The sequence below is a fragment of the Fusobacterium perfoetens ATCC 29250 genome (assembly GCF_000622245.1).
GTDB lineage: Bacteria > Fusobacteriota > Fusobacteriia > Fusobacteriales > Fusobacteriaceae > Fusobacterium_B > Fusobacterium_B perfoetens.
In genome coordinates this window covers 1-13,771 of record NZ_KK211416.1, presented here as the reverse complement: position 1 = coordinate 13,771, position 13,771 = coordinate 1, and the positions used below count along the sequence as shown (strand labels likewise).

The 13,771-nt window shown below is 25.8% G+C and carries 9 protein-coding genes; 4 read left to right on the top strand and 5 right to left on the bottom strand.

Annotated elements, in window-relative coordinates; genetic code table 11:
• Positions 1-10 precede the first annotated feature (10 nt).
• Positions 11-2,770, bottom strand: coding sequence for a magnesium-translocating P-type ATPase (gene mgtA, locus T364_RS0106970; protein ID WP_035945545.1), 2,760 nt, complete (start codon positions 2,768-2,770; stop codon positions 11-13).
• A 149-nt stretch (positions 2,771-2,919) separates the two neighbouring features.
• On the opposite strand from mgtA (T364_RS0106970), the gene mgtA (T364_RS0106965) reads away from it, so the two are divergent.
• On the top strand, positions 2,920-5,550 hold the full coding sequence (mgtA, locus tag T364_RS0106965; protein WP_027128930.1) for a magnesium-translocating P-type ATPase: 2,631 nt from the start codon (positions 2,920-2,922) through the stop codon (positions 5,548-5,550).
• 11 nt (positions 5,551-5,561) lie between these two features.
• Entirely contained in the window at positions 5,562-6,047 is a 486-nt protein-coding gene (locus T364_RS0106960; RefSeq protein WP_027128929.1) for a winged helix-turn-helix domain-containing protein, read from the top strand.
• A 53-nt stretch (positions 6,048-6,100) separates the two neighbouring features.
• Here the strand turns inward: T364_RS0106960 and T364_RS10675 are convergent, their stop codons facing one another.
• Complete coding sequence (locus tag T364_RS10675; RefSeq protein WP_211249030.1) at positions 6,101-7,396, bottom strand: sigma-54 interaction domain-containing protein; 1,296 nt, start codon at positions 7,394-7,396, stop codon at positions 6,101-6,103.
• Positions 7,397-7,581: 185 nt separating this feature from the next.
• Between T364_RS10675 and T364_RS0106950 the strand changes: the two genes are divergently transcribed.
• Complete coding sequence (locus T364_RS0106950) at positions 7,582-8,499, top strand: DMT family transporter (RefSeq protein ID WP_035945543.1); 918 nt, start codon at positions 7,582-7,584, stop codon at positions 8,497-8,499.
• Between the two features lie 11 nt (positions 8,500-8,510).
• Positions 8,511-11,072 (top strand): FAD-dependent oxidoreductase, encoded by a 2,562-nt coding sequence (locus tag T364_RS0106945; protein ID WP_027128927.1) that lies wholly within the window; start codon positions 8,511-8,513, stop codon positions 11,070-11,072.
• Positions 11,073-11,205: 133 nt separating this feature from the next.
• Here the strand turns inward: T364_RS0106945 and T364_RS0106940 are convergent, their stop codons facing one another.
• The 3 genes from T364_RS0106940 to T364_RS0106930 all read right to left on the bottom strand — a co-directional run.
• Positions 11,206-11,733, bottom strand: a complete 528-nt coding sequence (locus T364_RS0106940) for a hypothetical protein (protein ID WP_027128926.1) — start codon at positions 11,731-11,733, stop codon at positions 11,206-11,208.
• Positions 11,734-11,996: 263 nt separating this feature from the next.
• Entirely contained in the window at positions 11,997-13,220 is a 1,224-nt protein-coding gene (gene gltS, locus T364_RS0106935) for a sodium/glutamate symporter (RefSeq protein WP_051532684.1), read from the bottom strand.
• 23 nt (positions 13,221-13,243) lie between these two features.
• On the bottom strand, positions 13,244-13,771 hold a 528-nt coding region (locus tag T364_RS0106930), incomplete at its 5' end, for an arginase family protein (RefSeq protein WP_027128924.1).

Below are 13,771 nucleotides of genomic sequence, written 5' to 3'. Positions count from 1 at the left end.
TTACCTCCTTTTATAATAATTCTCCAAAATGTTTTACATAGGCTTTCTTTAAACTTGTAGCAAGTCCCATATATAATAAGATACAAGGAATTAAATATCCAAAATATGAAGATGGTAAAGGTATAAATCCTATAGCTTTTCCAAAACTTGTGAAAGGAATTATTGTAAGAATTATTATTCCTGTAAAAGTTAGGAAAGTTAAAGAACCAGAAGCATGGCTTTGAATAAATGGAATTTTTTTTGTACGAATCATATGAATTACTAAAGTTTGACTCCACATAGACTCTACAAACCAACCAGCTTGAAACATAGCTATATAATTTTGTTTCATTTGAAGAAGTTCAGCTCCACTATAATGATTTACTAAATCATTAAAAAGTACTCCATGAGATACAAAGAAAGGACAGAAAATAAAATACATAAAAGCATAAGTTGTCCAATCAAATATAGAACTTGTAGGACCTAACCATATCATAAAGTTTCCTATACTTGAAGCATCCCATTTTTTAGGAAGTTTTATAAAATCTTCATCAACATTATCCCAAGGAATAGCTCCACAAGATAAATCATAAATTAAATTTAAAAGTATTAGATGGATACTTTCCATTGGCAAAAATGGTAATAAAGCTGAAGCAGCCAATACTGAAAACATATTTCCAAAATTTGAAGAAGCTGTCATTTTTATATATTTAATCATATTAGCATAAGTTTTACGTCCTTCTATTATTCCCTCTTCTAAAACCATTAAATCTTTTTCTAAAAGAATTATATCAGCTGATTCTTTAGCTATATCTACTGCTGTATCAACAGAAATTCCTATATCAGCTGCCTTCATAGCTGAGGCATCATTGATTCCATCTCCCATAAATCCAACTATATGTCCATTATTACGAAGTGAAGTAACAATTTTTGTTTTTTGTTCAGGAGATAATTTAGCAAATACATTTGTTTCTTCAACAGCTTTCATAAGTTCTATCTCACTCATTTTTTCTATATCAGAACCTAAAAGTAAATTATTTATTTCTAATCCAACTTGTTTACAAATACATCTTGTAACTTTCTCATTATCTCCTGTAAGAATTTTTGTTTTTACTCCATATTCTTTTAAAGTTTTTATAGCTTCAGTTGTAGATTCTTTTGGTGGGTCTAAAAAAGCTAAATATCCAATTAATACCATTTCATTTTCTTCATCTATTGAGTAAGTTTCAACTATTGGAATATTTGTTTTTTGTGCTATAGCTATAACTCTAAAGCCATCTTCATTAAATCTGTTTACTGTTTTTAAAATATTTTTTATAATTTTTTCATCTAATTCTTTTACTTCATTTTCAAGTTCTACATATTTACAAACAGAAAGCATCTCTTCAACTGCTCCCTTTGTAATCATTTGACGTTTTCCTTTTCTATCTTCAACTATTGTAGATAATCTTCTTCTTGTAAAATCAAAAGGAATTTCATCAATTTTATGATATTCTTTTGATAAATCCACTAATTGTGGATTTTCATTTTCTTCCTCTTCAGTTTTTTCAATTATTGCTAAATCCATAAGATTTTTATATCCTGTCTGAAAATAACTATTTAAATAAGCATGTCTTAAAATTCTTGTATCTTCTTTTCCTTCTACATCCATATGATATTCTAATACAACTTTATCTTGAGTAAGAGTTCCTGTTTTATCTGTACATAAAATATCTATAGCTCCAAAATTTTGAATTGAATTTAAATTTTTTACTATAGTTTTTTTCTTCGACATTGAAACAGCTCCTTTAGCTAGACAAGTAGTTACTATCATAGGTAACATTTCTGGAGTTAAACCAACAGCTATAGAGATAGCAAATAAAAAAGCCTCAAGCCAATTTCCTTTTGTCATTCCATTTATAAAAAATACAACTGGAACCATTACCAACATAAAACGAATTAAAACCCAAGACACAGAGTTTACCCCTTTAGAAAAACTTGTTTCAATAGATTCTTCTGATACAGATGAAGCAATATTTCCAAATAAAGTATCATCTCCTACTGAAATTACTAAAGCCAAAGCAGTTCCACTTATAACACTACTTCCCATAAAAGCAATATTTTGTAAATCAGTAATAGAAATATTTTCTTCTTCATTTATTTTAGAAATTTTTTCTATAGGGTCACTTTCTCCTGTAATAGCTGACTGACTTACAAATAAATCTTTTGCTTCTAAAATTCTTACATCAGCTGGTAACATATCACCAGCTGAAAGATGAATTACATCTCCTACAACTAATTCATCTAAAGGAATCTCTTTTTCTCCCTCTTCCTTTCTTATAACTGTACAAGTAGTTGTAATCATAGCTAATAATTTTTCAGCAGCATTTCCTGAACGAGATTCTTGAATAAATCTTAAAGCTCCTGACATAAAGACCATAATTAAAATTATACTTACTGTTAGAATAGAAATTTCTTCAGGATTATTTTGATATATTGGTACAATAATATCTGTAAATATTGAAACTATTGCTAAGAAAAATAATATAGCTGTAAATGGATTTACAAAAGATTCTACGACTTTTTTTAAAAGAGTTTTCTTTTTTTCATGAGTAACTATATTTTTTCCATACAAATTTCTGTGTTCTACAACCTTTTTTTCATCTAATCCCTTGATAGAACTATTAAACTTTTTTAATAATTCTTCACAGGCATTAGATGAAGAATAAAAAATCTTTTCTTTCATTTTCTCCTTTTTTAAAATTTTATTTTGTGTTTCAATAGTGTTACGAAAATTTTTATTAATTCTCATTTTCACCCTCCTTTGATTAAGTATTTTTGTTACATAGATATGATATAAAAAAGTCAAAATAAATAATATGGTTAAATTCTTGCGATTTTCTTGCTTTTTATCTTACTAATTTTTTTCTATGGTATAATATAAATATATAAGGAGGTTGTATGGAAAAAGATATATATTTAGATTTTTTAAGGTCTATAAGTTCTAAAGATATAAATGAGATTTATAAAATTTTTAATTCCTCTGAAAATGGACTTAAAAATTCTCAAATAAATATTAATAATAAAAAATATGGAAAAAATATAATAAATTTTTCTAAAAAACTTTTAATTTTAGATTGTTTGAAAAAATCCTTTTTTAATTTTTTTAATTTACTTTTATTTTTTATTGCTATAATTTCATATTTCATAGATGGTAAAAATTTTACTGAAAATAAAATGATGTCTTTTTTTATGATTATATTTTTATTATTAGGTGGTGGAATAAGATTTTTTCAAGAATTAAAATCTAATCTTAGAGCCAAAAATCTTTTTTCTAAAATAGAAAGTGAAATTTTTGTAAGAAGGGAAGGAAAAATTTTAAAAATTCAAAGTAAAGATTTATTAGTAGGTGATATTGTAATTCTTTCTGTTGGAGATAAGGTTTGTGGAGATATAAGACTTATTAAAAATAAAGTTTTAGTTTCTCAATCAGCCATCACAGGAGAAAGTAAGATTATAAATAAAACTTCTGATAAATTATTTTCTAAAAATTCTACTTATAGTAATTTAGATAATATAATTTATGCTGGAAGTAATATTTTAAGTGGAAATGGAGAGGGAATTATTTTATCAGTAGGAGAAAATACTCTTTATGGGAAGTTATTAAAAATTTTACAACTTCCTAAAAAAGATTATAATAAAACTTTTGATTCTTTTATTTTTACTCTTATTAAATTTATAATAATTTTTATTCTAATATCCTTTTTAATAAATGGTTTATTAAAAAAAGAGTGGTTGAATTCTTTTATTCTTGGAATATCCATAGCTATTGGTCTTACTCCTGAATTTTTTCCTATTGTTATCAATGCTTGTCTTACAAAAGGAAGTATTCAAATGGAAAAAAAAGCAACTATTATAAAAAATATAAATGCTTTAGAAAAATTTGGAAGTATGGATATTTTATGTGTTGATAAAACGGGAACTTTAACAAAAGATGAAATTTCTTTAGAATATTATATGGATATTTTAGGGAATGAAAGTAAAGAAGTTTTAGATTTTGCTTTTTTAAATAGTTATTATAGTGAAAATAAAAATTATTTAGATAAATCTATTTTAAAACTTTTGGAGATTCCTAGTCAAAAAAAATATTTTAAAACTTTAATAGATTCTAATAAAAAAATTGATGAAATTTCTTTTGATTACACAAGAAAATTTACAACTGTTATTGTAAAAAATAATAATGAAAAATATATTTTAGTAAAAGGAAATGTCAAAAATATATTTAAAAAATGTGGTTATATTAAATACAAAAATACTATTAAAAAAATTGATAATGAAAAAGATGAAGAAAATATTTATTCTGTAATAGATGAAGTTTTAGAAGATGGAATGAAAGTTTTAGCAGTTGCATATAAAAAAATTGATGAAAATTTTTCTATTGAAGATGAAAAGGATTTAATATTAGTTGGTTATTTAGTATTTTTCAATCCTCCAAAAGAAAGTGCTTCTCTTTCTATTGAAAATCTAAAAAAATTAAATATTAATATAAAAGTTTTAACTGGTGACCAAGAAAAAACTACTTATTCAATTTGTAAAAGATTAAATATTAAGCCTTTAAACCTAATAAGTGGACTGGAATTAAGTAAACTTAATAAAGAATCTTTAAAAAATGTTATTGAAAAATATAATATTTTTACTGATTTAACTCCTAACCAAAAAACAGAAATTATTGACATTTTACATTCACAAAAACATACTGTAGGATTTTTAGGAGATGGATTAAATGATTTAGGTGCTTTAAAAAATTCTAGTGTTGGAATTTCTGTTGATTCTGCAGTTGAAGAGGTTAAAAATATCTCTGATGTAATTTTATTAAAAAATGACTTAAATATTTTAGAGCAAGGAATATTAGAGGGAAGAAAGGCTTTTATAAATATCAATAAATATATTAAAATAACTTTCTCTTCAAATTTTGGAAATATATTTTCAATGGTTATAGCAAGTATATTTTTACCATTTCAACCATTGACAGCAGTTCAGTTTTTATTATTAAATTTAATTTATGATTTACTTTGTTTTACTTTGCCGTGGGATAATATTGATGAAGATGTATCTTTTTTTCCACAAAAAATATCCTCTAAAAATTTAGAAAGTTTTATGATATACTTTGGTATTATAAGTTCTGTCTTTGATATTGTAACTTTTCTATTTTTATATTATTTCTTGTGTCCTAAAATTTGTGGAGATTTATTTATAAATTTATCCAATGATTTACAAGATAAATTCATTGGATTATTTCATACAGGTTGGTTTTTAGTTTCTCTTTGGACACAGACCTTGATAATACAACTTTTAAAATCAAAAGATATATCAAAAAATAGTAAATTTTCATTTGGAATTTTAATTCTAAATATTATTGGATTGATAATATTTAGTTGTTTTGTATATAGTCCTATAGTAGAATATATTGGTTTTACATCTCTACCAATTTGGTATTTTATATTTCTATCATTTATTATTATAAGTTATATTTTTGTTGTAAATAAATTTAAAATATTTTATATAAAAAAATATAATGGACTTTATAATTAGGAGGATTTTTTATGAAAAAAATAAATTTTATATCTTTAAATTCCTCTTTTTTAAAGTGGTTATATGACAAAATAAAATATAGTAACATTGAGGAAGATACTTCTGAATTTTTAGAAGGTATTGATGAACTTTTAACATCAAAAACTAGGTCTTTAATGTTAGAATTAGAAGATGGAAATACAAATAAAAAAGAGATAGAGGAAATTGTCTGTGATTCTTTAGTTATTAACTACAAACAAAGAATAGTTACTCAAAATAATATAGAAGTTCAATTAACTCCAAAAGAATTTGATATTCTCTATTTTCTAGCTAAAAATAGAGGAGAAATTTTCACTAAAGAACAAATTTATCAAGCTGTCTGGGATGAAGAATATTATTTAGATGACAGTAATATTATGGCTTTTATAAGAAAAATTAGAAAAAAAATTGAAAAGAATCCTGATTCTCCAGAATATATTATAACTATTTGGGGAATTGGATATAAATTTAAAAGATAAAAATAAAAGGTTGTTACATTTTAATTTTTAATAGTAACAACCTTTTTTCTTTTTTATTTTTCTATTCCATATCTTTTCATCTTATTATATAGAGCATTTCTACTTATTCCTAAAGCAGAAGCAATCTGAGTCATATTTCCGTCATAAATTTTTATAGCTTTTTCTATCTCTCTTTTTTCTAATTCTACTAAAGGTAAAACTTTTTCCTCTACTTTTTCTATTACCCCACATTGATTTATTTCAATTCTATTTCCTAAATTATCGTGTGTCATACAATGGCATTCATCAAAATTTATATCATAAGTACTTATTCCATCTAATACAACAAAGTTTTCTACAAAATTTTGTAACTCTCTTATATTTCCAGGCCAACAATAAGATATAATTTTTTGGAAAAGAGATTTAGGAACTTTTGGAATAGGTTTATTTAATTCAATACTTTTTTCTTTTAATAAATGTTCTAAAAATATTGGAATATCACCTATTCTCTCTTTTAGTGGTGGAATATTTATATTAAAAGCATTCAATCTATAATACAAATCTTTTCTAAATCTTTCTTTTTTTATCTCATCTTTTAAACATTTATTAGTAGCTGCTATTACTCTTACATCTACTTTGGTACATTTTTTTGAACCTATTTTTGTTACACATTTATCTTGTAAAACTCTTAGAAGAGAAACTTGCATATTAAGTGGCATTTCTCCTATTTCATCTAAAAATATTGTCCCTCCATTAGCTAATTGAAATTTTCCTATATATCCTTGTTTATTAGCTCCTGTAAAAGCTCCACTTTCATAACCAAATAATTCACTTTCTATAAGTTCTCTAGGTATTGAACCACAGTTTACAGGAATAAATGGAAAATTTCTTCTTGAACTATTATTGTGAATAGCTCTAGCAAAAAATTCTTTTCCTGTTCCACTCTCTCCTGTTATAAGAATGTTACTATTTTCATCAGCTATCTTTTTACATTCATCAATAACTTTTAAAATTTGTGGGCTTTTACCTATAACATTTTCAAAGGTATATTTTTTTTCATTTGTATAAGAATCATTTTCATTTAAAATAGTTTTAAAAAAATCTTTTTGTTTTAATAAAATTAAATATTTTCCCTCTTCTTTTTGAGAAAAAATCATAAAAAATATATTTTTATAAGTTTTTGTTAATAACTTAAATCCCATTTTTAAATCTTCTTTTTCTTTTAATTCTTCTATAATCTCATTAACATTTATTTTTTCTCTTTCAAGATATCCATTAGCATATTTATTTGAATATTGAATTTCTCCTAAAATATTACATAAAATAACACCAATTTCTATTTCTTCTAATATTTTATAATCAAATTTCATAATTCCTCCATTGTAATTTTAAATTACAGTGTCACTAATAATTACATAAATTATACTATAAAAGATGACACTTTTCTAGTTTTTTATTTTTCTAAAATTTTTTTTATTGAAAAAATAAGATTTAAAATTTTTGGCATATTATTTGCTAATTTTATATAAGTTTAAAAAATTTTAAGGAGTATTTTATGAACAATAGAACAAAAGGAATTTTATTAGGTGTTATCGTTGGTTTAGCTTGGGGACTTGATTCTACTTTAATGGGAAAAATTAATGTTCCTCCTCTTGTGGCAGCTTTTTTTCATGATAGTTTTGCTTTCTTATGGATTGCTTTAACTTTACTTTTTTCTAGTCAATTAAAAGGAGTTTTTGAACTTTTAAAGACTAAAAAAGGAAAAGCCACAGCTGTGGCTGCTTTAGTAGGGGCCCCTGTAGGAATGAGTGCCTATTTACTAGCCATAAAATATGCTACAGCTCCATACGCTTCTAGTATATCAGTTATTTATCCAGGAATTGGTGCTCTTCTTTCATATTTCTTATTAAAAGAAAAACTTACTAAAAGAGCTGTTCTTGGAATTTTCATTAGTCTTTTAGGTTCTTTTATGTTAGGGTTTAAACCTACTGGAGATATTCCTGAAACTTTTGGAACAGGAATTTTATTTGCTCTACTAGCTGTTTTAGGTTGGGCCTCTGAAGGAGTTATTATTGGTTTTGCTATGAAACATATAAAAGATGAAGACCATATAAAAGCAATTCCACAACAATTTTTATGTTTAAGATACTTTATCTCTATGATAATTTATGGATTTATAGTTGTTCCTCTTTCTGGTGGTTGTAGTATAGCTTTTGAAGTTATAATTAATGGAACTGTTTTCAAATTCGGTGGAATAGCTATTCTTGGAGCTATAACATATCTTTGTTGGTACAAAGCTGTTGATTTAATTGGGGCAGCTATGGGAACAGCCCTTAATTCAACTGCTGCCTTATGGACAATTATATTTAGTATTGTTCTTTTTGGAGCTCCTATAAATTTACATCTTATAATTTGGGGATTAGTTATTGTAACTGGAGTGTTTATTTTTGCTATTGAACCTAAAAAAAGATAAAGGAGAAAATCATGTTAAAAGAAGAAATCATTGAAAATATGCAAAAAATAGTTTCTGAATGTATGGGAGAAGAAAATCCAGCTTGTGTCACTACTTGTCCTATGCATACAAATGTGAAAGAATATATTAGACTTCTTAGAGAAGGGAAAGGAGAAGAAGCTCTACTTACAATCAGAGAAAAATTATTTTTACCTGGAACTTTAGGAAGAATTTGTGCTCACCCTTGTGAAGGAAAATGTAAAATTAATGAGATAAACTCTCCTATGAGTATTGCTGGTTTAAAAAGATATATAGCTGATAATTATGATGATGAAAAATTATGGAGTTTAGAAAAAGAAGACTATAAAAATAAAAATGTAGCTGTTATTGGAGCTGGTCCTTCTGGATTACAATCTGCTTTAGACCTTATTAGAAAAGGATATGGAGTAACTGTTTTTGAAAAATTACCTGTTAAAGGTGGAATGATGGCTGTAGGTATTCCTGAATATAGATTACCTAGAAATATTCTTAATAGAGAGATTAGTTATTTAGAAAAATTAGGCGTAAAATTCCAAATGAATTGTGAAATTGGAAAAGATATAGAATTTGAAACTCTTTTAAAAGAATTTGATTCTGTAATTGTAGCTGTTGGAAAACATAAAGGTAGAGTTGGAACAAATCTTTCTTCTAAAAATATTTTAAGTGCTAGTTCTTTCTTAAAAGAAGCTGCTCTATCAAAAGATAAAAAATTAGATTTAGGAAAAACTGTTCTTGTAGTTGGTGGTGGAGATGTGGCCATGGACTGTGCTAGAACTTCAAGAAGAATTTCTGGAGTTGAAAAAGTTTATTCTGTATGTTTAGAGGGTTCATTTGATGAAATGGCAGCATCAAAAGAAGAAGTTAAGGGAGCTTTTGAAGAAGAAATAGAATTTTTACATGGTTATGGAGTTAAAAACATAAGTTTAAAAGATGATTCTTCTATTGATAAAATAATTTTGAAAAAATGTTTATCTCTATTTGATGAGAATCATGTATTTTCTCCAAAATTTGATGAAAATCAACTTAAAGATATTTCTTGTGATACTATTATTTTTGCTATAGGTCAAGAAGTTGATAATAGTTTTGCAATTAATTTACTTTCACAAAAAAGAAATTCTACTTTTGAATGTGATAAAGAAACTCTTCAAAGTAAAGATATTGAAAAAGTATTTATTACTGGAGATGCTAGTGGAGAATCTGTAATTGTAATACAAGCTATGGCAACTGGTCGTCGTGCTGCTGAATCAGTAGATAGATTCCTTAGTGAAAAAGATTTAAAAGAGGGAAGAGAGATTTCAGATACATCTAGTTATGATACAAAATTAAGAAGAGATGTTGACTGGATAGATGTTTTAGAAAGAAGAGTATCTATGCCTCACTTAGACCCTAAAGAAAGAATAAAATCTTTTGAAGAGGTTTCACTTGGATATACTCAAGAACAAGCTCAATTTGAAGCTGATAGATGTCGTCAATGTGAATGTAGACTTTGTATGAAAGAATGTATGATGTTAAAAGATTATACTTCTTGTCCAAAAGAGTTATTTAGAGATTATTTAGAAAAAGGATATCAACATATGGAAAAAATGATTGCTTTTTCTTGTAATGAATGTTCTCAATGTACTATTAAATGTCCAAAAGATTTAGATTTAAAATCTAATTTTATAGAACTAAAAAGACAATATATCAGAGACAATGGAAATAAACAAGTTATAGAAAATCTTGTAGATAGTGATAGAATACAAGCTTTAGAATGTAATCCTACTTATTGTACATCTGTCCAAGAGAAAAAATCTCCTAAATATGTTTTTGTACCTGGATGTACAATTCCAGCATATAAACCTGAATTAGTAGAAAAAGTTTATGCTCATTTAAAAGAAACTTTAGGTGATGATGTTTCAGCTATGTTGAGATGTTGTGGAAAAGTTACTAATATGATAGGAGAAGAAGATAAATTTAAAATTAGAAATAAAATGGCTAATGATGAGATTGAAAAAATTGGTGCTGATACAATTATAACAATTTGTCCATCTTGCTATAAAACTTTTGTTTCTACAAGTGGAAAAAAAGTTATTTCTTATTGGGATTTAATGAGGGAAAAAATTGGTTTACCAAAAGAAAGTTTAAATAAAGGTATAAACAGTGATGTTGTATTTAATATCCATGATTCTTGTGTAACTAGAGATGTATCATCTCACCATGAAAATATTAGATGGATATTAAAAGAACTTGGATATAAATATGAAGAAATGAATAATATAAAAGAAAACACTAGATGTTGTGGAGTAGGAGGAATGGTTTGTTCTTCTAATCCAGCTCTTTATGAAAAAATTTATACTAGAAGAGCTAATGATTGTACTCAAGATTCTGTAATAAGTTATTGTGGTTCTTGTAGAGGAACTTTAGAAGCAGCTGGAAAAGATTCTTTACATATTCTTGATTTAATATTTGGTGATACTTATACAGAAAGTACTTTTGAAAAAAGAAGTTATAAATCAGAAGATGAAATGTGGGAACATAGACTTCTTACTAAAAAACTTTTGGATAACACAAAATAATATATAAATTTTCCATTCTATCTAATCAATAATGTTGATTAGATAAAAAGAAAAAGGACTAAAGAATTTTTATAATAGATTATTATAGAAATTTGATTAAGTCCTTTTTTTATAAAAAATTATTTAAAAATTTTTATTTTTTTATTTTAATTACTTCATCTTTAATTTTTATTTCGCTCTCATAAATTTTTATCATTTCTGGTTTTCCATCAGCTGGAAATACAAAAGTACTTTTTACAGCAGCTTTTTTTGGTATATTAACATCATCAAATGGTCCTAAAGAGAAAACTGCAAAGCCATCAGTATCTAAAAGTTGTAAAGATTTTTTCTCATGAAGATTTGTTAATCTTATCATTTTATCTGTCTCATTTTTTAAACCAACTACCACTTTATATCCTAATTCATCTTCTGTTACAGTTAAAACTGAAGCTTTTATATTTTCTTCAAAAAGTTTTTTATCATAAATGATTAAAGCTTCATCTAAGCTTTCTCCATCTTTTCTTCCCATATCTACACCATCTTTTACACCTTTTAAAATATTCTTTCCTGTAGATACTGCTTCTGATACCACTGAAGATACTACTTCTGTTACAGCAGATTTTTCTTCTGAATATGATACTATAGAAACTAATAATCCTAAAACAAAAATTATTTTTTTCATTTTCTCCTCCTTACATTAACATATCATAGATTTTTTATATGCCCTCTTATATTTAATATTTTTTCTTAATGGGTTTTATCTTATTTGTTACCACATTAAATATATAAAAGGAGAATCATAGCCTTTTTAATCCCTACTTTGATAATATCAACATATCAAATTTATTTTAACAAGTCAAGAAATATTTTATTATAATTTTTCTTTTAAACAAAAAACAGCCCATAATGGGCCATTTTTTGTTTTTTATTATTTATGACTTTTCTTTATTTAAACATATTTATTGCTGTTATAATTACAGGCATTTGGAATATATCTATTAAAAATGCTCCTGTTAAAGGTACTATTAAATATGGATTTACTGTATAACCATATTTTGAACTTACCTCTTCCATATTTATCATAGCATTTGTTGTAGCTCCAAGACCTGAACCACACATTCCTGATATCATTACAGCAGCATCATAATCTCCTCCCATAGCTTTAAATACTATAAATCTTGTATAAACCCACATAAATAAAACTTGAGCCATTAAAATTATTAATAAAGGTACAGCTAAAGCAGCTAGTTCCCATAATTTTAAAGAAATTAAAGCCATTGATAAGAAAATATTTAATGAAGTTTCACCAATGATATTTAAAAGATTTCTATCTAAATCAAGCCATTTGAATTTAATATTTAAATTGTTAAAAATAATTGCACAGAACATAGCCCCTACATATGAAGGTAAAGCAATTCCTAATTGAGATTTTAAGAAAGTACTTAAAGCAATTCCTAGAGTCATTACAATTGAAAGCATTGTTACATGGCTCATCATTGAATTAAAAGTAATTTCTCTTCTTTCTGTAGATGATTTTTTCTCAACTTGGTCTTTATTTACTACATCTTTTGGTTTTAAGTTAAATTTTCTAATTAAATGAATAGCTAATGGTGAACCTAAAAGTCCTCCAGCTATAAGTCCGAAAGTAGCTGCTGATAAAGCTACTGTTAATCCTCCAGTTACTCCTAATTCTTCTATTGTTTGACCAAAAGCTCCAGCTGAACCATGTCCTCCTGACATTGAAACTGAACCAGCCATTACTCCTAATAATGGATTAATTCCAGTTACTTTTGCAAGACTTACACCTATTACAGTTTGCATAAATGTCATAACTCCACTTAAAAGCCAGAAGATGATTAATAATTTTCCACCTTTTTTTAATCCCTCTATTGAAGAACCTAATCCTATTGTTGTAAAAAATACAACCATAAAAGGAGTTTGGAAAGTTGTATCATAAGATATACTTCCTACACCAATAACTCTTATAATTAAGTGAATAGTTGCAAATAAAATTCCTCCTAATACAGCTGCCGGTATTCCAAATCTATCAAGAAAAGTTAATTTTTCTTTCATCTTTTTACCAACAATTAAAGAAATTAATCCAATAGCAATAGTTCCTATCATATCAAAGTTAAACAAAACTCCTAGTTCATTGAAACCAAAATTCATACTTTACCCCCTCTAACTTTTATTTATTTTTTTAAATTTAACATTACATCATATATTAAAGCCCCTGCTAATTTGGAAGTTCTACTATCTATATCATAAGTTGGATTTACTTCCGCAAAATCTATACATACCACTTTTCCTGTTTTCATTATTTCTCTTAATATTCTCTTTCCTTTTTTGGGACATAATCCCATTATTGTTGGAGCTGAAACTCCTGGTGCTTGTGCTGCATCAAATACATCCATACAGAAAGTTATATATACTTTATCTACTTTTTCTATAAATTCTTTTAACTTTTCTATTATATAGTTTTCTTCATATTCTTCATCTAACATTAATACATTATATTTCTCTGCTGTTTCTATTAATCTTTTTGTATTTCCTTGTTTTTTAAATCCAACTATACTATAAAAAGCATTTTTATCACTATCTAATATTTGTTTAAAAGATGTTCCTGATGTTGCTCCATTATCATATGGTCTTATATCTAAATGAGTATCAAAGTTTATAAGTCCTATTTTTTCATTCTTATATACTTTTCTTACACCACT

What these genes read in the sequence shown, in the direction of transcription:
- mgtA (WP_035945545.1), bottom strand. Translation starts at nt 2,770, where the DNA reads ATGAGAATTAATAAAAATTTTCGTAACACTATTGAAACACAAAATAAA.
- mgtA (WP_027128930.1), top strand. Translation starts at nt 2,920, where the DNA reads ATGGAAAAAGATATATATTTAGATTTTTTAAGGTCTATAAGTTCTAAA.
- T364_RS0106960 (WP_027128929.1), top strand. Translation starts at nt 5,562, where the DNA reads ATGAAAAAAATAAATTTTATATCTTTAAATTCCTCTTTTTTAAAGTGG.
- T364_RS10675 (WP_211249030.1), bottom strand. Translation starts at nt 7,396, where the DNA reads ATGAAATTTGATTATAAAATATTAGAAGAAATAGAAATTGGTGTTATT.
- T364_RS0106950 (WP_035945543.1), top strand. Translation starts at nt 7,582, where the DNA reads ATGAACAATAGAACAAAAGGAATTTTATTAGGTGTTATCGTTGGTTTA.
- T364_RS0106945 (WP_027128927.1), top strand. Translation starts at nt 8,511, where the DNA reads ATGTTAAAAGAAGAAATCATTGAAAATATGCAAAAAATAGTTTCTGAA.
- T364_RS0106940 (WP_027128926.1), bottom strand. Translation starts at nt 11,733, where the DNA reads ATGAAAAAAATAATTTTTGTTTTAGGATTATTAGTTTCTATAGTATCA.
- gltS (WP_051532684.1), bottom strand. Translation starts at nt 13,220, where the DNA reads ATGAATTTTGGTTTCAATGAACTAGGAGTTTTGTTTAACTTTGATATG.